Source organism: Corynebacterium epidermidicanis (genome assembly GCF_001021025.1).
GTDB lineage: Bacteria > Actinomycetota > Actinomycetes > Mycobacteriales > Mycobacteriaceae > Corynebacterium > Corynebacterium epidermidicanis.
In genome coordinates this window covers 2,488,596-2,514,327 of record NZ_CP011541.1, presented here as the reverse complement: position 1 = coordinate 2,514,327, position 25,732 = coordinate 2,488,596, and the positions used below count along the sequence as shown (strand labels likewise).

General features: G+C 59.6%; 28 protein-coding genes. 16 read left to right on the top strand and 12 right to left on the bottom strand.

Features of this window, described 5'->3' with window-relative positions:
• The first annotated feature begins 31 nt into the window (after positions 1-31).
• Entirely contained in the window at positions 32-661 is a 630-nt protein-coding gene (locus CEPID_RS11485) for a TetR/AcrR family transcriptional regulator (protein ID WP_047241077.1), read from the top strand.
• Here CEPID_RS11485 and yidC read toward each other — a convergent pair.
• Positions 649-1,779, bottom strand: a complete 1,131-nt coding sequence (yidC, locus tag CEPID_RS11480; protein WP_052843680.1) for a membrane protein insertase YidC — start codon at positions 1,777-1,779, stop codon at positions 649-651. The genes CEPID_RS11485 and yidC overlap by 13 nt on opposite strands.
• A gap of 101 nt (positions 1,780-1,880) precedes the next feature.
• Here yidC and CEPID_RS11475 point away from each other — a divergent pair, with 101 nt between their 5' ends.
• Together CEPID_RS11475 and CEPID_RS13450 are read left to right on the top strand one after the other, a co-directional pair.
• Entirely contained in the window at positions 1,881-2,708 is an 828-nt protein-coding gene (locus CEPID_RS11475) for a class E sortase (protein WP_047241075.1), read from the top strand.
• 3 nt (positions 2,709-2,711) lie between these two features.
• Entirely contained in the window at positions 2,712-2,864 is a 153-nt protein-coding gene (locus tag CEPID_RS13450) for a hypothetical protein (protein WP_047241074.1), read from the top strand.
• 299 nt (positions 2,865-3,163) lie between these two features.
• Here the strand turns inward: CEPID_RS13450 and CEPID_RS11460 are convergent, their stop codons facing one another.
• Complete coding sequence (locus CEPID_RS11460) at positions 3,164-3,742, bottom strand: DUF2020 domain-containing protein (protein ID WP_047241072.1); 579 nt, start codon at positions 3,740-3,742, stop codon at positions 3,164-3,166.
• Positions 3,743-3,777: 35 nt separating this feature from the next.
• On the opposite strand from CEPID_RS11460, the gene CEPID_RS11455 reads away from it, so the two are divergent.
• Together CEPID_RS11455 and CEPID_RS11450 are read left to right on the top strand one after the other, a co-directional pair.
• Positions 3,778-4,950: a sensor histidine kinase gene (locus CEPID_RS11455; protein WP_047241071.1), complete on the top strand. Its 1,173-nt coding sequence runs from the start codon at positions 3,778-3,780 to the stop codon at positions 4,948-4,950.
• An 11-nt stretch (positions 4,951-4,961) separates the two neighbouring features.
• Complete coding sequence (locus CEPID_RS11450; RefSeq protein WP_047241070.1) at positions 4,962-5,594, top strand: response regulator; 633 nt, start codon at positions 4,962-4,964, stop codon at positions 5,592-5,594.
• Between the two features lie 18 nt (positions 5,595-5,612).
• Here CEPID_RS11450 and CEPID_RS11445 read toward each other — a convergent pair whose 3' ends face one another.
• Positions 5,613-5,948, bottom strand: coding sequence for a histone-like nucleoid-structuring protein Lsr2 (locus tag CEPID_RS11445; protein ID WP_047241069.1), 336 nt, complete (start codon positions 5,946-5,948; stop codon positions 5,613-5,615).
• A gap of 175 nt (positions 5,949-6,123) precedes the next feature.
• Between CEPID_RS11445 and CEPID_RS11440 the strand changes: the two genes are divergently transcribed.
• From CEPID_RS11440 to CEPID_RS11415, 6 genes are all read left to right on the top strand, one after another.
• On the top strand, positions 6,124-7,812 hold the full coding sequence (locus tag CEPID_RS11440) for an alkaline phosphatase D family protein (protein ID WP_144413526.1): 1,689 nt from the start codon (positions 6,124-6,126) through the stop codon (positions 7,810-7,812).
• Between the two features lie 78 nt (positions 7,813-7,890).
• Positions 7,891-8,835 (top strand): L-lactate dehydrogenase, encoded by a 945-nt coding sequence (locus tag CEPID_RS11435; protein ID WP_047241068.1) that lies wholly within the window; start codon positions 7,891-7,893, stop codon positions 8,833-8,835.
• A gap of 151 nt (positions 8,836-8,986) precedes the next feature.
• Positions 8,987-10,855: a pyruvate kinase gene (locus tag CEPID_RS11430; protein WP_047241067.1), complete on the top strand. Its 1,869-nt coding sequence runs from the start codon at positions 8,987-8,989 to the stop codon at positions 10,853-10,855.
• Positions 10,856-11,578 carry a glycerophosphodiester phosphodiesterase family protein gene (locus tag CEPID_RS11425; protein WP_047241066.1) on the top strand — a complete coding sequence of 241 codons (723 nt, stop codon included), beginning with the start codon at positions 10,856-10,858 and terminating at the stop codon, positions 11,576-11,578.
• 2 nt (positions 11,579-11,580) lie between these two features.
• Positions 11,581-12,495 (top strand): DUF5926 family protein, encoded by a 915-nt coding sequence (locus CEPID_RS11420; RefSeq protein ID WP_047241065.1) that lies wholly within the window; start codon positions 11,581-11,583, stop codon positions 12,493-12,495.
• 115 nt (positions 12,496-12,610) lie between these two features.
• Positions 12,611-13,564: an esterase/lipase family protein gene (locus CEPID_RS11415; RefSeq protein ID WP_052843563.1), complete on the top strand. Its 954-nt coding sequence runs from the start codon at positions 12,611-12,613 to the stop codon at positions 13,562-13,564.
• A gap of 85 nt (positions 13,565-13,649) precedes the next feature.
• Here CEPID_RS11415 and CEPID_RS11410 read toward each other — a convergent pair whose 3' ends face one another.
• From CEPID_RS11410 to CEPID_RS11385, 6 genes are all read right to left on the bottom strand, one after another.
• Positions 13,650-14,861, bottom strand: a complete 1,212-nt coding sequence (locus tag CEPID_RS11410) for an LCP family protein (protein ID WP_047241064.1) — start codon at positions 14,859-14,861, stop codon at positions 13,650-13,652.
• Positions 14,862-14,949: 88 nt separating this feature from the next.
• Complete coding sequence (locus CEPID_RS11405) at positions 14,950-15,912, bottom strand: S41 family peptidase (RefSeq protein ID WP_236684243.1); 963 nt, start codon at positions 15,910-15,912, stop codon at positions 14,950-14,952.
• Positions 15,902-16,102, bottom strand: a complete 201-nt coding sequence (locus CEPID_RS11400; RefSeq protein ID WP_047241062.1) for a helix-turn-helix domain-containing protein — start codon at positions 16,100-16,102, stop codon at positions 15,902-15,904. The genes CEPID_RS11405 and CEPID_RS11400 overlap by 11 nt, the downstream gene beginning before the upstream one ends.
• Complete coding sequence (locus CEPID_RS11395; RefSeq protein WP_047241061.1) at positions 16,103-16,642, bottom strand: DUF2975 domain-containing protein; 540 nt, start codon at positions 16,640-16,642, stop codon at positions 16,103-16,105.
• A 103-nt stretch (positions 16,643-16,745) separates the two neighbouring features.
• Positions 16,746-17,474, bottom strand: coding sequence for a CPBP family intramembrane glutamic endopeptidase (locus CEPID_RS11390; RefSeq protein ID WP_047241060.1), 729 nt, complete (start codon positions 17,472-17,474; stop codon positions 16,746-16,748).
• Positions 17,471-18,607, bottom strand: a complete 1,137-nt coding sequence (locus CEPID_RS11385; RefSeq protein ID WP_047241059.1) for an amidase — start codon at positions 18,605-18,607, stop codon at positions 17,471-17,473. Before CEPID_RS11385 ends, CEPID_RS11390 begins: the two co-directional genes overlap by 4 nt.
• A 37-nt stretch (positions 18,608-18,644) precedes the next feature.
• Here CEPID_RS11385 and pheA point away from each other — a divergent pair, with 37 nt between their 5' ends.
• Together pheA and CEPID_RS11375 are read left to right on the top strand one after the other, a co-directional pair.
• Entirely contained in the window at positions 18,645-19,553 is a 909-nt protein-coding gene (pheA, locus tag CEPID_RS11380) for a prephenate dehydratase (RefSeq protein ID WP_047241058.1), read from the top strand.
• Complete coding sequence (locus tag CEPID_RS11375; protein WP_047241057.1) at positions 19,550-20,209, top strand: histidine phosphatase family protein; 660 nt, start codon at positions 19,550-19,552, stop codon at positions 20,207-20,209. Before pheA ends, CEPID_RS11375 begins: the two co-directional genes overlap by 4 nt.
• On the opposite strand, the gene CEPID_RS11370 is transcribed toward CEPID_RS11375, so the two are convergent.
• The 3 genes from CEPID_RS11370 to CEPID_RS11360 are packed head-to-tail and all read right to left on the bottom strand — an operon-like array spanning position 20,206 to position 22,347.
• The gene (locus CEPID_RS11370; protein ID WP_047241056.1) at positions 20,206-20,553 is read right to left on the bottom strand and encodes a metallopeptidase family protein; all 348 of its coding nucleotides are present in this window, start codon (positions 20,551-20,553) and stop codon (positions 20,206-20,208) included. The genes CEPID_RS11375 and CEPID_RS11370 overlap by 4 nt on opposite strands.
• Positions 20,550-21,545 (bottom strand): septum formation family protein, encoded by a 996-nt coding sequence (locus tag CEPID_RS11365; RefSeq protein ID WP_047241055.1) that lies wholly within the window; start codon positions 21,543-21,545, stop codon positions 20,550-20,552. The genes CEPID_RS11370 and CEPID_RS11365 overlap by 4 nt, the downstream gene beginning before the upstream one ends.
• A 49-nt stretch (positions 21,546-21,594) precedes the next feature.
• Entirely contained in the window at positions 21,595-22,347 is a 753-nt protein-coding gene (locus CEPID_RS11360) for a GntR family transcriptional regulator (protein WP_047241054.1), read from the bottom strand.
• Positions 22,348-22,455: 108 nt separating this feature from the next.
• Here CEPID_RS11360 and serS point away from each other — a divergent pair, with 108 nt between their 5' ends.
• Genes serS through CEPID_RS11345 form a run of 3 tightly spaced genes read left to right on the top strand, consistent with a single transcriptional unit; the run spans position 22,456 to position 25,512 of the window.
• Positions 22,456-23,715 (top strand): serine--tRNA ligase, encoded by a 1,260-nt coding sequence (serS, locus tag CEPID_RS11355; RefSeq protein ID WP_047241053.1) that lies wholly within the window; start codon positions 22,456-22,458, stop codon positions 23,713-23,715.
• A 5-nt stretch (positions 23,716-23,720) separates the two neighbouring features.
• Positions 23,721-24,695 (top strand): lysophospholipid acyltransferase family protein, encoded by a 975-nt coding sequence (locus CEPID_RS11350; RefSeq protein WP_052843561.1) that lies wholly within the window; start codon positions 23,721-23,723, stop codon positions 24,693-24,695.
• Positions 24,685-25,512: a Cof-type HAD-IIB family hydrolase gene (locus tag CEPID_RS11345; RefSeq protein WP_047241052.1), complete on the top strand. Its 828-nt coding sequence runs from the start codon at positions 24,685-24,687 to the stop codon at positions 25,510-25,512. Before CEPID_RS11350 ends, CEPID_RS11345 begins: the two co-directional genes overlap by 11 nt.
• The last annotated feature ends 220 nt before the right edge of the window (positions 25,513-25,732 follow it).

The window sequence follows — 25,732 nt, the reverse complement described above, 5'->3', positions numbered from 1 at the left end:
CACCAAAACTTGTTCACAGAAGGGAAGCGACATGGAAAGTGCTGCGAAGCCTGCTCGCGCCAGCGGACGTCGAAAAGGGCGCCCGAGTCCGCGGGAGCGTTTGCTCGCCAGCGCCACCCACTTGTTCACCACCGAAGGCATCCGGGTGATCGGCATCGACCGCATCCTGCGGGAGGCCGACGTGGCGAAGGCTTCCCTGTACTCACTGTTCGGATCAAAAGATGCCCTGGTAGTGGCATATGTCGAGCAGCTTGATGCCCAGTGGCGGGCCGCCTGGAGCGCCCGCGCAGCGGAGCTTAAAACCCCCGATCAGAAAGTGCTGGCCTTCTTTGACCAATGCATTGAGGAAGAACCAGCAAAGAACTTCCGTGGCTCACATTTTCTCAATGCCGCCACCGAATATCCACGTCCGGAGACGGATTTGGAACACAAAATCGTCGCTACGGCTCAGGCCCATCGCCGTTGGTGCGAAGAAACCATTACCCAGCTATTGACCGAACTCAACGGCTATCCAAGCGCAAGCGTGGCTCGTCAGGTGCTCGTCTTTTTGGAGGGGGGTCTCGCCGGCGCCACGATGGCTCAAAACCTCGAGCCACTGAAGACCGCCCGTGAGCTCGCTGACCAGCTCATTTCAGCCCCACCCGCGGATTACTCCATCTGATTTTTCTTCTTCGACTGCTTTTCCGCCATCCGCTGCCGCCGAGCTTCTCGTTCCGCTGCGTTTCGAGCCTTTGCCCGAGCCTTCGCTTCGGCTTGCAGAGCAAGTTGAGCCTCTAGAGCGGCCTGACGCTCTGCACGGTGTTCCTGCAGTTCTTGGCGGTGGGTGCTTGCGCGATGGGGCTGTAGCACTGTCAAAAGTCGCTTCTTTCGGACAAAACGCTTGTGGGCCCGCTTGGTGCGCGCCTTCTCCTTGAATTCGCGCTTCGTCTCTTCCCGGAAAGCCTCGAACTCCGGGGTAAGTGGGTGGTTTCGATGCAGCAAGTAGGTCAGCACAATGTATTGCGACATCGTCCACAAGTTGCCGCCAAACCAGTAGATGATGATCGCCGCGGGAACTGGAGCGGTAAGCGCGGAGGACAGCAGCATGATCGGCACAAGCGGAATGAAAGACAGCAGTGCGCGGGTAACGCCCACTGCAAACTTCGACGACCAGTCGAGCGTCTTGTATCCGCGGTAGGACGAATAAATCATGTTGATTGTGGTAAACAGACAGGCGGCCGACAGCAACGGAATGACCAGGCCAGCAACGTCGGCGCGGTTCGTGCCAAGATCAGCCATGGCTTGCTCCGACATGGAGTAGTAGGCCGGAAGAGGGACATTCGCCACGCGTACCGAGATGAAGTCTTCAATGTCTGCAGAGGTGAGGAAACCGATCGGCTTGTGCACAGCGTGGAAGCCCTCTGCTGGGCGAGCCATCCGCAATAACACCTGGTAAAGGCCAATGAACACCGGAAACTGGATAAGCATCGGTACGCAGCCCGCCCACATGTTGTAGCCAGCCTCTTTTTGAACGCGCTTAGTTTCCTCGCGTTTCCACTTAGAGGCCTCGCCGTCCGTGCGTTGCTGGTATTCCAGCTCGATTTCTTTCATTCGGGGCCGAAGTAGTTGTGAAATCCTGCCAGACTTCATCATGAGCCACGAGGTCGGGGCCACAATGGAGCGCACCGTAATGATCAGTCCAAAAATCGAGAGCAGCCACGAGGTTGGCGTCGATAAGCCCAGCCCAGAATGCAAGAACCAGTGCCAAAATTTCAGCACCGCCGAGACGGGATAAATCATGAATTCGATCAAGGGAAATGCTCGCTTTGCGTGGGACTGCGCGGACCTTAGCTACGCTACCATTGCCAGTTGGTCACAAAATAGCACTAGGATATGCGTACATGACCGCGCAACAACCGGCCCGGCGCTCCCGGCACCGAAAACCCGAGAAAGTTCACAAGGTAACAGCCACCCAGATTCTCGGTGAGCTTCTCATCACCATTTCGGTGCTGCTCTTTTCCTTTGCTTTTTACGAGGCGTATTGGACGAACGTGGAAGCAGGGAAGAAACAGCATGTGGTTTCGCAGCAGATGGAAGCCAACTGGGGCCACGAATACGTTAACCCGCGCAAGAAGTTGACACCTCAGCTTGGCGAAGCCTTCGCCCGCATGTACATCCCCGCCTTCGGCAGCGACTTCGCATTCGCGATCGTGGAAGGCACCACCGACGATGACCTCCTCAAGGGGCCAGGCCGCTATGTCGACTCGCAAATGCCAGGCAAGAACGGCAACTTCGCCGTCGCCGGCCACCGCGTCGGCAAGGGCGCGCCGTTCAATGACCTCGGCAACCTGAAGGCGTGCGACGCGGTGATCGTCGAGACACAATCCAGCTGGGACATCTACCGCATCATGCCTATCGACGCCCAAGGCGAGACGCGCCGTGCCGAAGCCGCCAACTGCTTTAACCCAACCCAGGTCGAAGCCATGACGACGGGCCGCTACGCAGAAGTTCAGGGCCGACACATCACCCTGCCGTCTGACTACGCGGTGGTCAACCCGGTCCCAGGCTACGAGACCACTGAGATCACCCCTGACATGCAGGCACTCATGACCATGACCACCTGCCACCCCCAGTTCTCGAACGCGGAACGAATGATCGTCCACGCTATGAAGGTCCGCAGCGAAACTAAAACCGGCAGCGATCGACCTATCGAATTCCAGGAAGGCTAAACAATGTACGGATGGATTTGGCGTCACCTCCCCGGCCCCTTCATCGTGCGACTCATCATCGTGCTCGCACTCCTGGTCGGCGTGTTCTTCCTGCTCATGGAAGTAATTTTCCCGCAGATTTCCCTACTGATGCCTTACAACGAGGTTGCTGTTTAGGGCTTGCCGGTTTTGTTGTCGGTCGGTGGTGCCGTTTGGCGCCGTCGATTTTGCTTCAGAACTGCTACCGCGTCCCTTCGGTGTAGTCAGACTACCCCGAAGGGCTCAAAACCCATGAATAAAATTCGTTCTAGGTAGTCCGACTACGCCGAAGGGACGCGGTAGCGTGTGTGCAGCCCAGAATGCGACGCCCAAAAACCGGCCCGCCCAAGAGCAAGCCAACAACGAGCCCAACAACGAGCCCAACAACGAGCCAACAACGAGCCCAACAACGCGTCAAACATCGCGCCAAAAACCGGCTACAAACCGAGGTTCTTGATCGCTTCCTTCGCGATGAGCTCCGCCTTTAACGACTGGTCTTGGTTGGAAAACACCACCACAGCGTGGGTGTCTTTGTGTACGGCGTAGATGGCGCGTCCGGGCGAGCCGCGTCGGCCGCCGTCCCAGCCTGCGGGTTCTTCGGCGGGTTCGGTGGTGTCGATCGGTGCTGCCCAGTCGACTACTTTGATGGCGTCTTCGCGGGTGGCCATGTCGCGGACGATGACGGTGAGCTGGGGTTCGTCGGCATAGGAGTAGAAGGTGCAGGCGGGGGTCGCGAAGGCTGGGTCGATGCCTTGGGCGAGGACGCGTTGGCCGTTGGTGTCGGCTACGAATTGGCGGTCGAGGTAGGGGCAGGCGGTGTTGTCGTCGCGGCTGACGGGGGCCGGCAGGGCGTCGATTGGCAATGCGCTGTCGGCTGATGAATGCAGTGGGGCTGCGGAGGTCGCAGTCGTGGTGGTTTCCATGCTGGAGCCGCCGGGTAGGTAAGAGCAGCCGCCAAGGAGTGCGGTGCTGGCTAGCCCGAGGGTGGCGAGTGCGGCGGGGAAGGTACGCTTCATAGCTATAACCCTAGGCAATTGGGAGTGGGAGTGAGATGAACGAGGGCGTCGGCGTGCCTGGCAGCGAGACGATCCAGCGAAGCAACGACGTGTTGATCGGCGCGTTGGTGCTGATGGTGGGGTTCTCAGCGCTTACGTCTAAAGACGACACGTTAGCCACCCTCACCACTCTGTTGGCATTTTCTGGCGTCTATTATTGGGGTGCCTTGGTGCTGGAGCTGCGCGCCCAGTGGCGAACGCTGATCTGGCTGCTCGCCCTTGTTGGGCTGTGGGTGGTGCTCTTGCCGATGCAGCCGCTGGCCGTGTACCTGGTTTTTCCGTTGTATTTCTTGTTCCTCACGGTGATGCCGGATTTTCGTGGGGTAACGGCGGTGTTGGGTGCGACTGTTGTGGCCATTATGAACCAGTACCCCGCTTTCACTCCCGGGGGCGTGTTGGGGCCGGCGTTGGCTGCCCTGGTCACCATCGCTATTTTCTTTGCTTTTCGACGCCTCTGGCTCGCCCACGTCGAGCGCGAGAATCTGTTGCAGGAGCTGCTGAGCACGCGTCATCAGTTGATCGCTACGGAGCGGGAAGCAGGCATGGTCGCCGAACGCCAGCGCATTGCCCACGAGATTCACGACACGTTGGCTCAGGGCCTTTCGAGTATTCAGATGCTCCTGCATGTCGCGGAAAAGGATGTCGCGAGCGCACACCCGGACCAAGCAATCTTGCGGATTCAACAGGCCCGGGCAACCGCCGCGGAGAACCTCTCCGAAGCCCGCGCGATGATCGCTGCCCTGCAGCCCGCGGGATTGGCGGGGAATTCCCTGGAGGCGGCTTTGCAACGCGTGGCGGCATCTGCTCAGAATGTGGCCGCAAAGGTCGTGGTTGAGGGTGAGTCGCGGGCGTTACCGATGCGGGTAGAGGCCACGCTCTTGCGGATCGCGCAGGGGGCGATGGGCAACGTGGTCAAGCATGCGCAGGCTGGTCGCGCGCAGATCACGCTGACGTTTGCGCCCGAGGAGGTTCGCCTTGATGTGGTTGATGATGGGGTGGGTTTTGATCCGGCGGGCGTCGATAAGCACGCGGCCGGGTTGGGGCACATTGGCCTTGAAGCCATGCGTTCCCGGGTCGCTGAGGTAGGCGGAGTGTTCACGGTGGAGTCCGCGCCGGGCGAGGGGGCCGCAGTGAGTGTGGCGATCCCGTTGCTAGACTGCAATCGATAAGGAGGCTTCCAGTGATTCGCATTTTGCTTGCCGACGACCACGAGATCGTCCGACTCGGCCTGCGTGCCGTGCTTGAGGGCGAACCGGATCTGAAAGTAGTGGGCGAAGTAAGCAGCGCGGAAGCTGCGGTTGCTGCAGCTCAAGCCGGTGGAGTCGACCTCATCCTGATGGACTTGCGCTTTGGCGCCGGAGACGCGGGACGCGTCGTGGCAACGGGTGCGGACGCTACCGCAGAGATTCGCGCAACCATGGCGGAACCGCCACAGGTGCTGATGGTGACGAATTACGATACCGACGCCGACATTCTTGGAGCTATTGAAGCCGGGGCGGTGGGTTACTTACTCAAAGATGCGCCACCGGTGGAATTGGTTGCGGCGGTTCGTTCGGCGGCCGAAGGCAACTCGGCGATGAGCGAGGTAGTGGCCAATAAACTGCTCACCCGCAGTCCTCGCTCGGCGCTGACTCCCCGAGAGCTCCAGGTGTTGACGCAGGTAGCCACCGGAAAATCGAATCGCGACATCGGCAAGGATCTGCTGTTGTCCGAGGCGACCGTGAAGTCACACCTCGTGCACATCTACGACAAACTCGGTGTGCGTTCGAGGACCTCAGCCGTGGCCGCCGCCCGGGAGCAGGGGCTGCTGTAGCTGTCCCAGGTCCCAGGGTTACTTTTGAGCGGCGCGGTAGGCGTCAATCATGCTGGTGGGCAGCTTTCCTCGGTCAGCGACGTCGTAGCCGTTTTTGCGCGCCCATTCACGGATTTTCTTGGAATCTGGGGTAGCAGAGCCGGTACGGCGTGGACGTGGAGTTGCAGTTCCCTCCCGACGGGCCACAGCAATATACGGCTCAAGCAATTCACGGAATTTCTTCGCGTTGCCTGCAGATAGATCCAGGATGTAATTGGTGCCGTCAAGACTAAATTTAACGATATTAACTTCTTCTTGGGTCAGTGGGGTGCTGTCAATGTCATCAAAAAATTGAATTACTTCGCGCCGGGACATTCATTTTCTCCTTGTATGAAGCGTCTTTTAAATGCGAGACTAATACTTTTTTAATAATTCGGCAATAATTCGGTTCATTTAGGTAGTTTTCTAATAGATGAACACGTGATGAAATTTCCGGCAAATCCACTTCCTCGAAATGCGTGGGGCAATCTTGGGCCTCACTATGGGGGATATGTGGAAAGCCAGCACCCGTCGTAACTTTTTGCGCGGTTCCCTTGCTGTGGGGGCGACAGCTCTCCTCCCGGCATCAATGAACGCGGCGAATGCGGGCAACTTCTCCGAGCTGGTTGACCGTGACCTAAAGGAACGCCACGAGCCTCAACCACTTGATCCCGCGGAGTTTCAGCCCTTCATGCATGGGGTCGCCTCGGGGGATCCCCTACCGCAATCAGTCATTCTGTGGACACGGGTCACCCCGGATGCGACTGCGGTGCCAGGCTCGGGGCGCGGGGAAGATGTGCGATTGCACTGGCAGGTGGCACTAGACGTTGATTTCGCGGAAGTGGTCCGCGCTGGTGAAGTGGTAGCTAGCGCCGATTCGGATCACACTGTTCATGTCGACCCGTGGAATTTGCAACCAAACACAGAATATTTCTATCGATTCACGATTCTTTCAGGCAAATACGTAGGAACTACGTCGAAAGTAGGTCGCACGAAAACTGCGCCTGCTTATTCCGGCCGGGTGGATGCCCTGCGTTTTGCGGTCTGTTCCTGCGCCAATTTCGAATCGGGTTACTTTTCGGCTTATTCCGATATTGCAAAACGCGCAGCGAAAAATGAAATTGACGCGGTAATTCACCTTGGGGATTACATTTACGAATACGCCTCCGGTGTTTACACGGGAGGCTATGGGGTGGTGCGCCCGCATGAGCCGACTTGGGAGATTGTGAGCCTGGCGGACTATCGCACCCGCTACGGGCGATACCGTCGCGACGCGGAGCTGCAGGCTGCGCACGGAGCCGCGCCCTGGATTGTGATGTGGGATGACCATGAGATTGCCAATAATGCGTGGTCAGATGGTGCCGCCGGGCATAATCCCTGGAAGGGGGCGTGGGCGGATCGTAAAGCGGCGGCCCAGCAGGCCTATCTGGAATGGTTGCCGGTGCGGTGGGATAACCGCCTGTACCGGTCGCTGAAATTCGGAGACCTTGCTGAGTTGACCATGTTGGATCTGCGCAGCTACCGCTCAAAGCAATCGACGCTGACGAAGGCTGCTGATCCCGAGCGCACCATGCTCGGCAGCGAGCAAACCGACTGGTTATTCAAGAAACTGGCGCATCAAGAAACTCGCTGGAGTGTCATTGGCACTTCGGTCATGTTGACTCCGGTGAGTATGGTTGGCCTCGATTCGACTTTGTCCGGCGCCGTGAGTCGTCTTATCGGTGAGGATGCTTCTGGCGTGCCCTATAACCTCGATCAATGGGATGGTTACGCTGCCGATCGGGCCAAAATCTTGAATTTGCTTGCCGAGCGCGAGCAGCCCAGCGCGGTGTTCTTGGCTGGCGATATCCACTCTGAATGGGCCTCCCTCATTCATCACGAAGGCGCCGTGGTGGGGGCGGAATTGGTGTGCACGAGCGTGTCTGCGCCGAATGTCGACGATTTTCTCGGCGCACGTGCCGCCCGCATGGCCGCCGACCATCTGCGTGGCGCTAATCCGCACATCAGCCACGTTGAGCTAGCTGCGCATGGGTTCAGTGTGGTCGAGTTCAGCCGGGCGTCGGTAAGCATGCAGTGGATGCGGGTGGACGACGTCACGGTGGCTGGTTCGCCCATAGGGCCTGCGGCATCCGCGCGCTTATCGACGCTCACCGCCGGCGAAAATGTTGAACTTAGTCTGACTGTGTCCGATTATGTCTGATTTCACAGGGCGGAATGTACGTTTTGCGCGCATAATGGCGGGTAGGGGAGAAGCCAGAACGCGTGAGAGGAGCGGATCGTGAAGCAAGCAGTCGGAAATAAAGTGGTGCTGATTGGTGCGGGTGATGTCGGCGTGGCCTACGCCTACGCGATGGTGAACCAGGGGACTTGCGACCACCTCGCGATCATCGATATCGATGAAAAGAAGTTGGAAGGCAACGTCATGGATCTAAACCATGGCGTGGTGTGGGCCGGTTCGCGCACCAAGGTTACCCGCGGCACCTACGCTGACTGTGAGGACGCGGCGATCGTCGTGATCTGCGCCGGAGCTGCGCAAAAGCCCGGCGAGACGCGCCTGCAGCTGGTGGATAAGAACATGAAGATTATGCAGTCTATCGTCGGCGACGTCATGAATTCCGGCTTTGACGGGATCTTCGTGGTGGCCTCCAACCCGGTGGACATCCTGTCTTACGCGGTGTGGAAATACTCCGGCCTGCCATCTAATCGCGTGATCGGGTCCGGCACGATTTTGGACTCCGCGCGCTTCCGCTACATGCTCGGCGAGCTCTACGAAGTCGCCCCGACCTCCATTCATGCCTACATCATCGGCGAGCACGGCGACTCCGAACTCCCGGTCCTTTCCTCCGCGACGGTGGCTGGTGTGTCCATGCGCAAGCAGCTGGAAAAGGACCCAACCTTGGAGGGCAAGCTGGAGAAAATCTTTGAAGAAACCCGCGACGCCGCCTACGCAATTATCGATGCCAAAGGCTCCACCTCCTATGGCATCGGCATGGGGCTGGCCCGCATTACCCGCGCTATTCTGCAGAATCAGGACGTAGCGCTCCCGGTATCTACCCTCCTGCGTGGCGAGTACGGCGAGAATGACATCTACATCGGCACCCCGGCGATCGTGAACCGGCGGGGTGTACGTCGCGTGGTTGAGCTTGAGATTTCCGAACACGAAATGGAGCGCTTCAAGGCGTCCGTCGCTGCGCTTCGTGAGGTGATGGCGGAGTTCTTCTAGATTTCCTGCGGGGAGTCGCTCCGCTTCAGGGTGCGCACCCACGTATGCGATGCCAAGCCCCGCATGATCCGCGTAGTTCGCTCTGCCGAATCTTTGTCGCCGGGGCACAATGTTGAAGAAGCAACGATCAACTAGCTAAGGAATCGCCCCAATGAGCAATTACGAGCACCTCGTCGATGACATCGACCGACTTCTCACGGACATCGCTCACATTTCCCAGAGTGAGCAGGACCGAATCAACAAGGTAGCGCCGACCCACTTCGCCGGCGCGCACAACCTGCTGCATTACGCACACCTGCGCTCGGTGGATCTCCGTCCGCTGCAAGCTGGCTTGACTTCGATTGGGGCAACGCGTTTATCGACGGTAGAGCTGGGCGTGAAACCGAAGTTGGAGGCAGCGCGAAACATCGTCGGTTTGCTGAGCGGCCGCGGCGCTCCTTACAACACCGAAGACATTGCAAACGCTTTCGCGAATGCTGATGAGGTTCTCGAAGAACACACCACTACGCTGCTGGGTGAGGCAGCCCCGGATACCCACTCGCGAATCATGGTGACGCTGCCATCTGAGGCGGCGGACGACTATGAGATGGTGAAGTCTTTCGTCGACGCAGGTATGGAGCTGGCGCGTATCAACTGCGCGCACGACGGGGCGCAGGCGTGGGCGAAGATGATCGATCACGTGCATCGGGCTGCCGCAGAGGCAGGTCGTGAAGTGCGCATCAATATGGACCTGGCCGGTCCGAAGATCCGCACCGGAGCTATCGCGGATGGTCCGCAGATCGGCCGTGCGCGTGTCCTGCGCGAGGAGTCCGGTACCGTGCTGGAATCCTCGAAACTATGGATTACCTCGACCGATAATGAGAACCCGCCACTAGCCCCGGCGTTCTCCGGCCGACCAGCGTTGGCGCTGCAGGTTGACCCGGAGTGGTACTCGCTGTTGGAAGTCGACTCGATCATCTCCCTGCATGACACCCGCGGTTCCAAGCGCGCCTTCGAAGTGACGCAGGTGCTAGAGGGCGCGGTGCTGGCTGAGGGAGATCGCAACGCCTATATCGCGGAAGGCACCCTCCTGGAGTGCGATTATCAGAAGACCCGTGCCACTGGCATCCCACCGATTGTGCGTCGAATCAAGCTCAAAGCCGGTGACCGGCTGGTACTGACTACTGCAGAGGTGGCAGCGGATGCCACCCCAGGCGTGATCCCGGTATTGTCGTGCACGCTGCCGGAGGCAGTGCGGGCTCTTGAGGTTGGCCAGCACGTCCTTTTCGATGACGGCAGCATCGCTGCGATTGTCCGCGAAAAGCGCACGGCCGACTTTGAGACAGCCGACCATGGCCACACCGAGGCCGTCCTTGAAGTCACCCAGGCCAAGATCGGGGGCACGAACCTCGCCGCAAACAAGGGCATCAACTTGCCGGAAACCGACTTGCCACTAGCCAGCCTCACCCCTGAAGACGAGGTGAACCTGGAATTCGTGGCCCGGCATGCCGACATCGCCGCCATCTCTTTTGTGCGCACGCCGGAGGATGTCCGCCACGTCATCGAGGTGCTTGATCGCATTGCTGAGCAGAACCCTGACATTGCGGAGCGAGTCCGCAATTTGGGGCTCGTGCTGAAAATCGAGACGGTGCCGGGCTTTAACAACTTGGCCGGGATCATCCTCGAAGGCATGCGCCACGCTAACCTTGGCCTGATGATCGCCCGCGGTGACCTGGCCGTCGAGCTCGGTTTTGAGCGGATGGCGGAGGTGCCCCAGCAGATCCTTACCCTCGCCGAGGCTGCGCACATCCCGGTTATCGTGGGCACGCAAATCTTGGAAAATCTCGCAAAAAATGGACTGCCTTCGCGCGCCGAAATCACCGATGCGGCCTTCGCGCTACGTTCAGAGTGTGTGATGCTCAACAAGGGGCCACACATCAATGATGCGATCCGGGTGCTGGACAAGATGAGCCGGAAGCTGGGTCGTTCGCAGCGCAAGAACCGGATGCTGCTGCGCCATATTCACAGTTGGGACAGCTAAATGCAGATCATTGCCCACCGGGGTGCGTCGGGTGACTTCCCCGAACTCACCATGCTCGCGTTTGAGCAGGCCATCGAGCAGGGTGCCGACGCCATCGAGTGCGACATCCGCCTGACCCGCGACGGGAAAGTCGTGTGCGTGCACGACCCCAACATCTCCCGCGTCGCAAATGGCACCGCCATCGTTGAGCGCTCCACCTACGATGAGCTGTGCAGTTTCAATTTCGGCACGGCTGAGCAACCTCAGCGCCCTGCCCTCCTCGACGAACTGCTCGAACTGATCAAGGCACACCCCACCACGGACCTCTACATTGAGACTAAACATTTGACCCGCTGGGGGCGTATGATTGAGGAGCAGGCCGTCATGCGCTTGCGCTACGCCGGGCTTATCGACGACCCCCGCATCCACGTCATCTCGTTCTTCGCCCCCGCGATGATCCGGATGCGCGAGATCGCCCCGCAGGTAGATCGCATTTTCCTGCGGGAGGAATCGGGCCCGATCTACCAGCGGATGATTTCGAAATGGGGCAATCCGTCTGGCTTGGGTTTGTCGTTGACGCATGCCCGGTTGAATCCGGACTTGATTGCGGAACGCGATCTGCCCACCTACATGTGGACGGTTGATGAGCCGGAGGACATCGCGTGGGCACTCGATATGGGCGTCGATATGCTGGCTACGAACTACCCAGCACGCGCGCGCGAAGTGTTGGCAGGTAAATTGTAGGCATGGCTAAAAAGAAGAAGAACGAAGAAGTTCTGCCGGAGGGCATGAGCCGTCGTCAGGCGAAGTTGGCGGCGCGCGCTGCTGAGCGGGCGGCTTTGGAGCGTGACCCACGTCCATACGGCGGGCTGGCAATGGAAGCTGATTTGGTTGCGCTGCAGGAATTCGTTCCTTCTGCGTTTGCCGAGATCAAAGTAGCTGGGGTGGACCGCAAGGTCTACGTGGCAACCGTTCTGCCGGGCGCTGGAGCTGCCCTGGTGCGGGATGAGGAATTCGGTGGCGATGCCTTCGTCGGCTTGCAGACCGCCGCACATTCCCACAACCCGAACCGGGACCTCGCATACGCGCTGAACTGGCTGAAGACAGCCAAGCCAGGCGAGACTCTCCAGGCAGCGGTAGCCGACGGCTCCGAACCAGCCTTGGACTCCTTGCTGTCCGCTACGGACACCCTCGATGTCCAGGCACACGAGGACTTCAACTGGTGGCTGCCAGAGGGTACCCAGCTGAACCCGCAGCTAGCGCAGTCGATGCAAGCAGCAAATGATTCGATTCTGCCGTCCTTCCCGGTCACCGGCGACTTCGACGGCGTTGCTTGGTGGATCGATCCGGGCGAGAAGGCGCATATCCGCTGGGTCCGCACGGACGATGAGGATAAACTGCTTCAGGCACTGGCGCGGATCGCTGCAGCTGGGGAACTCTTGCTCGGCGAGGGCACCAAGTTCGCAGGTGTGTTCCGTACCCACGGCATCGCCGTTCCGGTCTGGGATCTTGACCCAGCCGTGGCGGTATCTGAATACGGACCGTTGCTGGAGGCCCTGGATAAGCGCATCAAGGCCGAACTCGACAATGATGCAGCTCTCAGCCCAGATGAGCGCAAGGCGCTGCAAAACATTAAGTCTCGTCAGGTGACCATCCGCTAGGTTTCCTCGCCTGCATTTTTCACCAGCCCCTGAGCACTGCCACGATGGCGTGCTCAGGGGTGTTTTCTTGTATGGTCAATATGTTGGTTGCCATGCTCATTGGAAAGATGGACACATGAAACGCCTGGTTGTCGTTTTGCTTGCCGTTTTGCTTGCATTGCCTGGGGTCGCGCATGCGGATCCCATCCTGAATGGCGATGAGGGGTTCCCCAATAACGGCATTGGGCCTTCGCAACGCAATATTTATGAAGCTGCAGCTTATGAGATCACCCACCCCGGTATCGCGCCGGAAGGCACCAACGACTTTTCCTGCCGGCCAGCCGACGGCCAACGCCCGGTAATCCTCATCCCGGGCACTACAGGGTCGGCTTATGACTCTTGGGCATGGATGGCACCCTTGCTCAAGCGCGACGGCTTGTGTCTGTTTACTTTCAACACGAACCCGATCTATGGCGTAGAGCAGATGGGATTCGCCGGTGACATTCGATCCTCCGCGGCTACTTTGTCGGCCGTGGTGGACGCGGTGCTTGGCGCTACTGGAGCTTCCCAAGTCGATCTCGTGGGCTGGTCCCAAGGTGGCGGCCCGCTGCCCACTTACTACATCACCCAGTTAGGTGGCGCGCCCAAGGTACACACCGTGGTCGGAGTGGTGCCGTCGCACAAGGGGACCCAAGCTGTGCTGTTTTACGATCTTGCCCGTCTTTTCCCCGCAATTCGCGCGGACTACGACCGCATCGCGGAGCGATTCAACATGCAGGCTTTCGCACAGCAGCTCGCGGGTTCGGAGTTCAATGAATCGCTCTACACCGGAACGGTGGCGCAACCAGGAATTAGGTACATGAACATCGCGACGCAGTTCGACACTGTAGTGCTGCCGTACACCAATGCGCGGATTGATGAGCCGGGAGTGGACAACCGGCTGATCCAGGACACCTGCCCGGGTCGATTTGTGACCCACGCCAGCGCCACTTATGACAAGGTGGTCCTGGATCTGGTGCGCGAGGGCCTTGGTGTTGCCGCGCCGGGCACTGCTGCTGGGCAGTGCTGGCAGCCAGTGCCCCTGAGCTAGATTAAATTCTCAAACCTGTTGAGTGCCTTCGAGATTGCTCCGCATGTTCTGGGCAATTTCGAAGGCACTTTCCGCACTTGTTGCGCTAGCGCATCCCTGCGAACAGCGCCTCGCTGGCAGCCTCATCCCACAAAACCACCGAACCGACTGCAGTATCAGCAAATCCTCCGACCGGGACGGTTTCGTTCTTCACCCCACCACGCATGGCGAGCGCCAGCCGAGCCAGATCCCAGGAGTGATCACCGTCGCCGACGATGAAGGAGGAACCTGCCTTCGTGATCAGCGGAAATACTCTAAACGGGTTCGCTAGCGTACTTGCAGATGTCGCCTTCGACATGAGCGCGGAGAAGAACTGCCGCTGCCGCTGCACGCGGTCAAGGTCACCCATCGCGGAGTGCCTCGTGCGCACGAAACTCAGCGCAGTGGGCCCATCCATCTCTTGGCAGCCGGCGGGCACGTGGAAGTTGATCACCTCGTCGTCGATAGGCTGCTCGACGCAGATATTCACCCCGCCCACGGCGTCGACCATGCCCGCGAAGCCGCCGAAACCGATCTCGGCGTAGTGGTCGATGCGCAGGCCGGTGGCTTGTTCCACGGTGGTGGTGAGCAGCTGTGGGCCGCCGTTGGTGAAGGCAGAGTTGATTTTGTCTTGGCCGTAGCCGGGGATGTTCACGTAGGAGTCGCGTGGGATCGATACGAGGGTCGGCTGGCCGGACCTCGGGATATGCAGCAGCATGATGGTGTCAGTGCGCCCGATGCCGATGTCATCGCCGGTCTGCAGCGTATCGATTTCCTCCTGGCTCAACCCCTGCCGCGAATCCGAACCCACGAGCAACCAGTTTGTGCCCGCAGTGTTCTTGATTGGCTGCGCCGGCAGCGCCTCGACGCGGGTGAGTTTGGTGTCGGCCCACAGGAATGTCACAAAAGTGAGCACCAGCAGTGTGACCAGCAAGAACGCTAGTGTCCCCAGGCAGCCCTTCGGCTTCGGCAGCGCTTTTCGACGCTTAACCGGTGGCGCGGAAACCGGCGGACGAGGTGGGCGCTGGTAGGCCGGCTGAGCTGGCGGTTGGTAGGTAGGGCGAGGCTGGTAGGCCGGTTGGCGGGGCTGAGGCGCTGGGGGAATGTATTGCTGGGGGCGTTGCGCTTCTGGAGCAGGCTCGCGACGCGGGCGACGCTGTGGCGGCTGAGGGTTGCGCGGGGTGGACGGCATGCGACGCTTGCGCACAGGGCGACCGTAACGATCCAGGATAGGGTTGCCGTTGCGGTCGCGTGCGATGTCGTCGCCGTTGAATGTCATGAGGTGGATTTTAGTCGGACACTTGAGATGGCGGCGGGTGGTGGGGATTTACCTGCCACTCACGGTTGGGTAGATCAGGCCAAGCCGTCTAGCATCCCTGCTCGGCTAGCCAGGCTAGGGCAGCCTCGAGAGCGTCGTCCGTAGTGACGTCCGGGACTACCGGGTCGTCCATGTATTCGGCGCCAGTGCGGTCGCGATCTTTCGCAGTCGTGAGCATGAGGCCCGCCCCGTCGGGAAGATCGATCATGACGTTAGCGGAGGCATACCCGGCGCTGGGCTTTCCGAAACTGCGTGAGTTGTCCAGGCCTCGGAAGGACAGCAATGTAGCCTCTCCGGACGATGCTGTTTCGCCGTCTACCAGCACCGCGACCGGCACATTGAGCTTTCCTCCAGACGTGGTGACCGGGCTGCCACCACCTTTGACAGAGTTGCCGTTGATGGTGACAGGTGAGGTGTTATGCGGGGTCACGAACTCCAGCGCGGTGCCATCCGGAAGCAGTGGGGACAGCCCTGCGAGCATCGGGCCCATGTCACCACCACCATTGCCTCGAAGATCTACGACAGCGCCGCATCGGGCGTGCTCCTTGATTCCTGCGCTCAGCGTGTCGGCGTATTCCTGAGCAATGGGGCCTTGCGCGACTTCGGGAACTTTCGCCACCGCAACCCCGCCGCGTTTTTCGACGTGCGGCATCTCAGTATTCTCCTTCGTGCCCGGCACATTGTCCTCGGGTGAAATGAGGTTGGAGTGCTTGCCACCGGCGGTCTTGATCGCAGCCCGGAGCGCTTCGTGGGTGTCCGCATAGCTGTCGGCAGATTTGGCTTGATTCTTGACTTGCTTCTTCGCCTCGTTGAAGTCGTCAGACGCGCCGTGAATTCCCATGGTCTCCATGATCGTGAGAGCGTCCGAGGCGTACTTCCGTGGGGAAGGTTTGACCAGGTAGTAGGGCTTGCCTAAGAACATGGCGGACATCGGAGGGCCGTAGACGTAGCCTGCAACGCAGGTAGCGATCACGAAAGTGGCAAAAAGGGGCAAAAGGACCTTACGAAACACTGAACAGGTCTCCTGGTTGGCAGCCAAGTGCATCGCAGAGCCCAACGAGGGTGGAAAAGCGGACGGCCTTGGCGCGGTTGTTTTTTAGGACGGATAGGTTTACGGGCGTGACGTCGACAAGCTTGGCGAGTTCGGCGAGGGTCATGCCTTTTTCTTCAAGGATGCGGTCGAGGTGGCAGCGGACTTCCATTTAGATGAGCCCCTCCTGGTCCTCTTGGAGTTTGACGGCGCGGGTGATGGCGATGGAGGTCATAGATAGCACCATGAACAGGATGTACAGGGGGATGAATGTAGGGTCGTCGACGCCGTTAGGAAGTGCGTTGTGTTCGATGCCTTCGGTGGCGGAAACCCAGTTATTGGCCATGCCTTCGATGAACTGCCCGCAGATGTAGGCGAATGCAGACCAGCTGGCGATCTTGAAGTAGCGCACGTTGGCCGGGATGAAGAAGTCGCCACGGAGGAAGTATCGGCAAGCAAGTAGCAGCGAGATGCAAATGAAGACGGTAGCAATGGTCTTGATGATGAACGCGGTCAGCACGATGTTGGTTTGCCCTGTGTTCAGTGCCGAAATCGGGATATGCATGCTGTTGACCTCGTGCATCAGCAAGCCGATGGGGGACGTAAAAGTGTGTTTGGCGATGAGACGAAAGACGCTGATCGCGAGCATAAGCAGGATGAAACCGAAGCCGAAGTAGCCCGAGTAGATGTCGCGGCGAAGGTTCTTGGTCACTAGTTGCCTCCTTGGCATATCGTTATTCGATGTATTGAATAACGATACTATCGAAAAGCGATATATTGTCAAGCGGGCGAGAAGCCGGCGACACAACATACCCCTACCTCAACCGCGGAATTTCCAACCCACCAATAGCCTGATACCCGACAAACGCCACAGCGTCGATGAGGAAGTGCGCCAGCACGAGAGGCCAGACGCGCCTGGTGCGCTGGAAGTAGAATCCGAAGAGTAGCCCCATGATGATGTTGCCGAAACCGGCGGAGATGCCCTGGTAGAGGTGGTAGGAGCCTCGCAAGACTGCGGAGCAGGCCAAAACGGCCCACGGAGAAAGCCCGAGCGCTTCGAGGCGTGTTTGGAGCCAGCCGACCACAATGAACTCTTCGCCAAACGCATTAGCAAAAGCCCAGACCAACAGCACCAACGGGGCCCACCAGCCCTCCAAAGCGGATGGCACTACCTCCTTGGAAAAGCCAAACGCTACCGCGCCGACGTACAGCGCAAGTCCCGGTAGCCCAATCAAAGCTGCCAACCCAGCACCGGGCAGCCAGTCTCGCCACCGGTAGCGCGCCAAGAAAATTCGGTCCCCGGCCAGCAGAAACACTCCCAGGCAGCCCCAGGCAACAAGCACTAGGGCAGAGCAGAGCTGCAGGGAGGCGTCCAGCCACGCTGACGCGGCCGAGGGCTGATACAACGTGGTGGTCTGCGAGTTCAGAGGCCCGCGGGTCAGCGAGTCCACCAGGCGCAGCAAAGATCGGACGCCGGACATGCCAAAGGTGAGCGTGAGGACCAGGAGGATTTCTAGCCGAAGGCGGTGCGTCGATAAGCTCATGCACCCAACTCCGCGGCCAAAGTCAGCAGCTCAGCAGGAGAGGAGCGGAGCGCGGAGAGGTGTACCGATCGCCCGCCGAAGGGGATCGAGATGCCAGCCCAGCCGGTGATATTGCACAACGTAGCCCACGGAGTCCAGCGGGTTTGTTCGGCGAAGTCGTCCGCCGGGGCCAGCGAGGAAAAGTAGCCGACCGAGGGCGGGTCGAAGGCCAGAGTGGGCGTGAGGAGGACGTCGAAAGGCCAAGCGTGAAGGACTTGGGCAGGAACCGATTCGAACACGGCGAGGGCCTCCGCGTGTCGAGCTTCGGGTAATGCCAGGCCACGGGCGCGCAACCAGGACACGATTGGGGAAGCCGATCCGGTGATGCGGCGGCACATGCCAGCGAGCACATCGGAGAATGCCTCGAAAGGTTCCGGGCCGTATGCCGGGGCGACTTCCACCACGGAATGTCCCAGGTCTGAAAGTGCATCCGCGGCTGCAATGGCGGCGGATCGCCAGGCAGGGGACACCGAACCCGAGCCATGCAGGGGCGTGAGCAACACGCCCACCCGGAGCGGGCGGCCCAAAGGTGCTAAGGGGAGATCGTGGATGAATGCCTGGTCAGCTACGGTCCGAGAGATGAAACCCTGCGCGGTTAGCTTCCCACCGGCCGAGTTGTGCGGCGGTTTATAACCCACTACCCCGCACGCAGCAGCGGGGACACGAAGGGAACCGCCACCGTCGGAGCCGTGGGCAATCCGGACCAGCCCCGATGCCACTGCCACCGCGGCGCCACCAGAAGAACCGCCCGGGGTGTGGCCTTGCCACGAGGGCGCGGGAAGCCCCACCGGCTCGGTGTAGGCAGTCATGCCCAGCTCGGATGTTGCCGTCTTGCCGACGATCACGGCGCCCTGTCGCTCCAGCTCTAACACAATCGGGTCGGACTCCTGCCAAACGACCCGGGAGGCTGATCCATAGGAGCATGGCATGCCCGCAACCGGAGTCAGATCCTTGATGGGAAGCAACAGCCCGGAAAGCCTGCCGGACGGGAGGCCAGCAGATAGGCGTCGAAAAGCAAGCTCGGGTGCGAGGTGCGCGAAGGCCGGCTCGCCCAGGGCGGCGTCGAAGAACTCCTCAAGCTGGTCGCGCAACATGCACTCAACTTTAGTGTGTGGGCATTAGGGTGGAGCCATGAGCACCGTAGCCTTCCTCGGCCCCCAGGGCACGTTCACCGAAGCCGCCGCGACGCGCCTTGTTCCCGGCGCCACGTTGATCCCGGTGTCGTCACCAGCCGCAGCGCTTGCTTGCGTGCAGACGCGTGAGGCCGAATTCGCAGTAGTTGCAATCGAGAACTCCGTGGACGGCCCTGTCACGCCAACCTTCGATGCGTTGGCCGCTACCGAGGGCCTTCAGATCTACGCCGAAATTGACCTTGACGTGGCCTTTTCCATCGCGGTTCGCCCGTCGTTCACAGGTGTGTCGGAGACGTTCGTGACGCATCCCGTGGCGTGGCAACAGGTGCAGGGCTGGGTGAAAGAAAATATGCCGGGGGTACGGTTCGTGCCGGCATCTTCAAACGCGGACGCGGCGCGCATGGTGGCCGAAGGCGAAGCAGACGTGGCAGCGGCCCCCGCCCGGGCGGTAGAAATGTACGGGCTGCGCACGCTCGCTGCCGAAGTCGCGGACCACAAGGGCGCACGCACCAGGTTCGTGCGGGTGGGGCTCGCCGGGCGGCCACCACAACGCACCGGATCCGACCGTACTTCCGTCGCCTTCACGCTGCCGAACGAGCCGGGGTCGCTGGTGCGGGCACTCAACGAATTTGCGGTACGTGGCGTGGATCTCAGTCGAATCGAATCCCGACCCACCAAATCCAGCTTTGGCACCTACCGGTTCTTTGCTGACCTGCACGGACATATCGACGACACCACAGTCGCCGAAGCAATCCGCGCCCTCTACCTCCACGCCGAGCAACTGATCTTCCTTGGCTCCTGGCCTGCCGCCACGTCACAAGTAGGGGATAATGGATGCGATTCTAGGGCCCGGCTTGCCGCAGCCGACGCCTTCATTCGTCGCCTTCAGACAGGAGAACCAGCATGACCGGCCGACTCATCCTCCTCCGCCACGGGCAGACCTACAACAACCAGCGGCGGACACTCGACACCCGCCCGCCCGGCGCCGAACTAACCGACCTCGGGCGCTCACAGGCCGCCGCTGTTGGCGAAGATCTCGTTGGGCTCACCGGCATTGCCCCAGCTCCGTACATTGTCAGTAGCATCGCGATCCGCGCGCAACAAACCGCCGTCGCCATCGCTGCCGCCTACGACGTCGCCCTAGGCCTGGCTCAAGGCAGCACGCCTATCGACGTCCGAACCGGGATCCACGAGATTTTCGCCGGAACAATGGAAGGCCAACAAGGCGAGGAAGCTGCCGCCACGTACACGCAAGCCTTCCATGGCTGGCTGTACGGCGACGAAAAGGCACGGCTGCCGGAAGGGGAGAACTACTTAGAAGTTTTGGCTCGCTACCAGCCAGTACTGGAGTCCTTAATCCCCGTTCTAGCGGAGCGTGATTGCATCGTCGTATCTCACGGCGCGGCAATCCGTACGGTGTCCACACACGCCACCGATGTTGACCCGGACTTCGCCTTCGGTGCCTACCTGCCCAACTGCCGTTTCGTCATCTTGCGCCCGGGCGAAGCTCCGTTTGGGCAGTGGACGCTCGAGCGGTGGGCCGACACCGACCAGCAGATTTAGCCCCACCCCAGGTTGTGAAGCTCGTCGTCATCCAATCCGAAGTAGTGGCCAACTTCGTGCACGACGGTGATCGCCACCTGCTGGACGAGTTCCTCTTCGGTAGAACAGTATTGGCAGAGGGCGCCCCGGTAGATGGTGATCGTGTCGGGGAGGTGTCCGGAAAAGTCGAACGTCCGGTCGGGTAACGCCACACCCTCGTATAAACCCAATACAAAGGGGCCGGATGGGTGGAAGTCTTCGATGAGAACGACGGTGTTGCGGAGGTGGTTCAAAAACGGTTCGGGGATGAGATCGAAACCGCCCTCGACCAGCTCCTCAAAGCGTTCTTCGGAGACCTCAATCATGGCTTCCGGAGCGGGTTTCGAGTCGGCTGCGGTGGTGGGGCCGCGCCATCGATGGTGAACGCTCCCTTCGCGGAGCCCTTGAGCGTGGAAAGCTTGCCATCGCGCGATGCTTTAAAGAGTGAACAGTTCACGGTATGCGAGCCACCGATCCAGGAATTCGTAGGGACCGTCGACCAAAACGCCTGCAGGGTGGAGTTGTAGAGTGCGTCATCGCCACCGAGGTAGTCCAAAGCCGCCTGTGTGCACTGCTTCTGCAGGTAGCCATCCTGCTCTTCAACCGTGGGAACCTTATCAGGGAAAACTTCCTCGAGGTTGATGACCTTAGTCACCTCGAATTGGTGGTCCGTGCCGCAGTCCACCGTGCGTGATGCGCCGGAGGCATCGATAGCGATGCACTCGCCCGCCTGGGAGACGCGCGACTGGTCTTGATCGTTGACCTTGCCCTTCGTAATGGTAGGCACCCCATTGGTGTCCGAGACCTGCACACCACACAGCATGGTGCGATCTCCGGCAGCCCACGCTTCCCGAGGAGGCAAAATCGGCGCAATGGAGTAACGGCCCAGCGGATCAAACCGGCCGCCAAGGTATTCCGTGGTCGGGCCTTTACATAGCTCTTCGCGCAGCTGAGCTTGTCTGGTCAAATCGGGCGCCGGTGCATTCGGACCGAATTCCGACGAAGGGTAGGCCGCCAAGTTTTCGCGAGAAGAAACCTCAAAGCGATGCTCACTGGCGCAGTCCGTTTGGCCGAAGTTGGCGAAGCTGCCATCTGGGTTAATGTCCCATGTCAAGCAGGATCCAGTATCGGCAGTCGTAAAAGGAGCGGCTGCTAGAGCAGACTTTTGCGTAGAGGCGTGGGTAGGGGAGGACGGGGCCAACTCAGGTTCTTGACCACCGGCCCATTCATAACCAATCATGCCGGAAGAAGCCGCCAGTGCAGCCACCAAACAGGTGCGCACGGCGACCGAACTACGCCAAGACTTATTCCTACTCATTGGTTCCAATTGTGCCTAACTGCTCTTCAATCGGCATACACCGACCCCCTTAAGCGCGGGTGACTTGGGTTTTTAGGGTGTATCTATCCGTTCGGTACAAAGAGGAGCAACACTCGACAGGTCGGCCATTCGATTGAGATTGGCGGACAATCTTCAGCAGCGCGGTGCCCGGGGTCACGTCGAGAAGGGCGGCGCATTCCTCGTCGGCGGCCACGGCTGTCGCAGTCTGAATTGCATCGGTGATGGGCACGCCGTATTCCGTGCCGAGGATGGCGTACACAGAGTTATACACATCGTTTTCGAGCAGGTCAGGGACGTAAGCCGAGTTGTACCAGGCGTCGTCGATGGCATAAGGCAGGCCATTGCCTAACCGAAGTCGGCGCAGATGCGTGTGGAAGCGGGAGGGCTCACTGCCGAAGAACACACAGACTTCCTCCGGGGCGCAGGCCCGCGCGGAGAGCAGAATTTTCGACGACGAGGCGAGCTGCTGCGCTTCCATCTCCTGGGAAAACGAAGCCAGGTGCAGTCGCGAGACCAGTGGAGAAGGAGCTACGAAGGTGCCTTTCCCCCTAGCTCGCTTGAGCACTCCACTTGCGACGAGGTCTCCGATAGCACGGCGAACGGTAATCCGAGACACTCCGAAGTGATCTTCGAGGATGCGCTCACCAGGGAGCATGTCGCCTGCCTGCAAAGTGGAGGTGCAGTACTCTTCGAGGATTTCCCGCAGCTGGGCGTGCTTGGGCTTGGTGGCGTCGTTCAGCGCGCGCACCGGAAGCGAGTAAGCGTCACTTGAGGCAGTCATACGTTTAACTCTACGCTAGCTGGTTATGACCAGCAGGGGAGAAAGGGAGTTACTGGTCACATACCAACCGTTGCCACTTGTGAGCTGACAGGGGGTAGGCTGGTGAGCGTGATTGATCTCAAATTCCTCCGTGAAAATCCTGATGTTGTGCGTGCCTCCCAGGTGACCCGAGGGGAGGATCCAGGACTAGTCGATGAACTCATCGCCGCAGATGAACGTCGCCGTGCTGCGATCCTTGCCGCGGATCAGCTGCGTTCGGAACAAAAGTCCTTCGGTAAGACGATCGGTCAGGCAGCCCCTGAAGAGCGTGCCGAACTGCTTAAGGGCTCCGAAGAACTCAAAGCCAAGGTCAAGGAAGCTGATGCCGCCCAGAAGGCCGCCGAAGATGCCGTCAACGAGCTGCAGCTCAAGATCGACAATGTTGTGGTCGGTGCGCCACCGGGAGGCGAAGATGACTTCGTGGTCCTGGAACATGTCGGCGAGCCAACCAAGTTCGACTTCGAGCCAAAGGATCACCTGGAACTCGGCGAATCCCTCGGCCTGATCGACACCGAGCGTGGCACCAAGATCTCCGGTTCCCGTTTCTACTTCCTCACAGGATACGGCGCACTGTTGCAGCTGGCGATGCTGAACCTTGCAGCACAGAAAGCCACCGCTAACGGCTTCAAGCTGATGATCCCTCCAGTGCTGGTACGCCCGGAAATCATGCAAGGAACCGGCTTCCTCGGTGCTCACTCTGACGAGGTTTACTACCTGGAAAAGGACGACTTGTTCCTGGTAGGTACTTCCGAAGTGGCGTTGGCTGGCTACCACAAGGACGAAATCATCGACCTCGCCAATGGTCCTATTCGCTACGCGGGCTGGTCCAGCTGCTTCCGTCGAGAAGCAGGTTCCTACGGCAAGGACACCCGCGGTATTTTGCGCGTCCACCAGTTCGACAAGCTGGAGATGTTTGTTTACTGCAAGCCAGAGGAAGCCGAAGCGCAGCACCAGGCGTTGTTGCAGATGGAACGCGACATGCTCTCCGCTGTTGAGGTGCCATACCGCATTATCGACGTCGCCGGCGGCGATCTCGGGTCCTCCGCAGCACGCAAGTTCGACACCGAGGCATGGATCCCAACCCAAAACACGTACCGGGAACTGACCTCTACCTCGAACTGCACCACCTACCAAGCGCGTCGACTGAGTGTCCGCTACCGCGACGAGAACGGTCAGGCACAAACTGCTGCCACGCTGAACGGTACGTTAGCCACCACCCGCTGGTTGGTTGCCATCCTGGAAAATAACCAGCAAGCTGACGGTTCGGTGCTGGTACCGGAATCACTGCGACCTTTCGTCGGCAAGGAAGTCCTGGAACCAATAAAGTAATTGCCATGGCTTCTGCAAATTACCAACGTAAAGGTAATGTGCACGTACCCGCAGATTTCACCGGTCTCCAGCCTCAAACCGCTGAGGCTAGGGAGGGGTTCTATGGACGCATCGTGGGACTTGCCCAGCTCATAATGCGTTTTCAGGGTTTGCGCATCTACATCGACGGGGCCGAGAAAATCCCTGCCTCGGGTGGGGCATTGCTCGCCTTCAACCACACGGGGTATTTCGATTTCATCCTCGGTGGGATCCCTGCTCACGTGTCTTCCAGGCGTCTTGTTCGTTACATGAGCAAGAAAGAAATTTTCGATACTCCCGTCGTAGGCGCCATGATGCGAAAAATGGGGCATCTTCCGGTTGACCGGGAAAAGGGGAGCAGCGCCCTTGATATCGCGGTCGCGGAGCTGCAGAAAGGCAGCCTGGTTGGGATCTTCCCCGAGGCAACAATTTCTCGCAGCTTCGAGATCAAAGAAATTAAGTCCGGTGCCGTGCGCATTGCAAATGCAGCAAACGTGCCTCTCATCCCAGTGACTATCTGGGGTTCTCAGCGTCTCTGGACCAAAGACCTCCCCAAAAACTTGGGCCGATCACACACCCCAATCTTGATCAAGGTAGGCGACGAAATCACGGTTACCGGTGATACGGATGCCGACAACGCCACCCTGCACACCACGATGTCCGCGCAGCTAGACGAAGTGCGAACAGCCTATGAAGAGCTCTTTGGCCCCTTCGCATCGGGCGAGCCTTGGCTTCCGGAATCCCTTGGTGGCTCCGCCCCCACGCCGGAACGCGCTGAGCTGTTGACCCGCGAGGAACGTGAATTGCGCGCAGCTAAGAAAGCGCGCACCCGTGCGAAACGAATCCGCAAGATTGACATTCGAGCCGATCGCAAAGCGATGGACGTGCTGATGTCACGAGGGTGGATCGCGCGCCTCAAGGCCCGCATGGAGGCTTTTGGACAGGAGCGGCGTGAGCGGTAGGCCTCAGCTCATTTGTTGCGATGTTGACGGCACGCTTCTCGACGACCGCGAGCGCATCCCCGCAGATGTCCGAGCAGTCATCCGTAGAGCGGTTTCTGCCGGAGCGCAGTTCGCCCTGGCCACCGGCCGTCCACCCAGGTGGATTGCTCCGGTGCTGGAACAGTTGGATCTCTACCCGATTTGTGTGTGTGCAAACGGCGCGATCGTCTACGACTCCGCCACCGACACCATGCTGGATGTAGCAGCGCTCGCACCGGACACCTTGTGTCAAGTGGTGGAGATCGCCACGAGGGGCCTAGCACCTTTCGGTGGCGCTAGCTTCGCGGTGGAACGCAGTGGGGACTCAGCCTGGGCTGATGAATCAGAGCTGTTTCTTGTTTCCCCTGATTACGTACCCGCCTGGGTTTCGGAAGGCCATGCGACGGCCCCGCTTGCTCAACTCTGCTCGCATCCCGCCATTAAACTGCTGATCCGAAACGAACAGCTCACCTCAGCACAAATCTTCGACGTACTGGCGCCCCTGATACCGGGAGAGCTTGCTCACACGACATTTTCGATTCCAGACGGTTTGGTGGAAGTCTCGGCGCCAGGGGTAACTAAAGCGCGAGGGGTGGCCTACATTGCGGCGTCGATAGGTGTCGCGGCCGCAGACGTGGTGGCTTTCGGTGATATGCCAAATGACTGCGACATGCTGCGCTGGGCGGGATTCGGTGTGGCGATGGCAAACGCAGTGCCCGAGGTGCAGGAAGCTGCAGATAGTGTTACGCGGTCCAATAACGATAGCGGGGTGGCTGCCGTGCTTGAACGGTGGTTTTAGGAGTTTAATTCAGGTGTAGCGAGTTTAATTATTCTCCCCGCGATGTTGTGGTTTTAGTGCGCCAACCAAGGGTGCTTCGCCAGGAACGGGGGTAGTCCACGGACTGTTGGGCCCAATTCGTCTTAGGAACGTCATCAGAAGTGTGACGGGGGCAATTATGGCTGTTTATTCAGCGAAAATTAAGTAGAGAAATCTAGGGTGCGCGCTGATACTGTTCTAA

Coding starts and splice junctions, on each gene's coding strand:
- CEPID_RS11485 (WP_047241077.1), top strand. CDS start 32: ATGGAAAGTGCTGCGAAGCCTGCTCGCGCCAGCGGACGTCGAAAAGGG.
- yidC (WP_052843680.1), bottom strand. CDS start 1,779: ATGATTTATCCCGTCTCGGCGGTGCTGAAATTTTGGCACTGGTTCTTG.
- CEPID_RS11475 (WP_047241075.1), top strand. CDS start 1,881: ATGACCGCGCAACAACCGGCCCGGCGCTCCCGGCACCGAAAACCCGAG.
- CEPID_RS13450 (WP_047241074.1), top strand. CDS start 2,712: ATGTACGGATGGATTTGGCGTCACCTCCCCGGCCCCTTCATCGTGCGA.
- CEPID_RS11460 (WP_047241072.1), bottom strand. CDS start 3,742: ATGAAGCGTACCTTCCCCGCCGCACTCGCCACCCTCGGGCTAGCCAGC.
- CEPID_RS11455 (WP_047241071.1), top strand. CDS start 3,778: ATGAACGAGGGCGTCGGCGTGCCTGGCAGCGAGACGATCCAGCGAAGC.
- CEPID_RS11445 (WP_047241069.1), bottom strand. CDS start 5,948: ATGTCCCGGCGCGAAGTAATTCAATTTTTTGATGACATTGACAGCACC.
- CEPID_RS11440 (WP_144413526.1), top strand. CDS start 6,124: ATGTGGAAAGCCAGCACCCGTCGTAACTTTTTGCGCGGTTCCCTTGCT.
- CEPID_RS11430 (WP_047241067.1), top strand. CDS start 8,987: ATGAGCAATTACGAGCACCTCGTCGATGACATCGACCGACTTCTCACG.
- CEPID_RS11425 (WP_047241066.1), top strand. CDS start 10,856: ATGCAGATCATTGCCCACCGGGGTGCGTCGGGTGACTTCCCCGAACTC.
- CEPID_RS11420 (WP_047241065.1), top strand. CDS start 11,581: ATGGCTAAAAAGAAGAAGAACGAAGAAGTTCTGCCGGAGGGCATGAGC.
- CEPID_RS11415 (WP_052843563.1), top strand. CDS start 12,611: ATGAAACGCCTGGTTGTCGTTTTGCTTGCCGTTTTGCTTGCATTGCCT.
- CEPID_RS11410 (WP_047241064.1), bottom strand. CDS start 14,861: ATGACATTCAACGGCGACGACATCGCACGCGACCGCAACGGCAACCCT.
- CEPID_RS11400 (WP_047241062.1), bottom strand. CDS start 16,102: ATGGAAGTCCGCTGCCACCTCGACCGCATCCTTGAAGAAAAAGGCATG.
- CEPID_RS11390 (WP_047241060.1), bottom strand. CDS start 17,474: ATGAGCTTATCGACGCACCGCCTTCGGCTAGAAATCCTCCTGGTCCTC.
- CEPID_RS11385 (WP_047241059.1), bottom strand. CDS start 18,607: ATGTTGCGCGACCAGCTTGAGGAGTTCTTCGACGCCGCCCTGGGCGAG.
- pheA (WP_047241058.1), top strand. CDS start 18,645: ATGAGCACCGTAGCCTTCCTCGGCCCCCAGGGCACGTTCACCGAAGCC.
- CEPID_RS11375 (WP_047241057.1), top strand. CDS start 19,550: ATGACCGGCCGACTCATCCTCCTCCGCCACGGGCAGACCTACAACAAC.
- CEPID_RS11370 (WP_047241056.1), bottom strand. CDS start 20,553: ATGATTGAGGTCTCCGAAGAACGCTTTGAGGAGCTGGTCGAGGGCGGT.
- CEPID_RS11365 (WP_047241055.1), bottom strand. CDS start 21,545: ATGAGTAGGAATAAGTCTTGGCGTAGTTCGGTCGCCGTGCGCACCTGT.
- CEPID_RS11360 (WP_047241054.1), bottom strand. CDS start 22,347: ATGACTGCCTCAAGTGACGCTTACTCGCTTCCGGTGCGCGCGCTGAAC.
- CEPID_RS11350 (WP_052843561.1), top strand. CDS start 23,721: ATGGCTTCTGCAAATTACCAACGTAAAGGTAATGTGCACGTACCCGCA.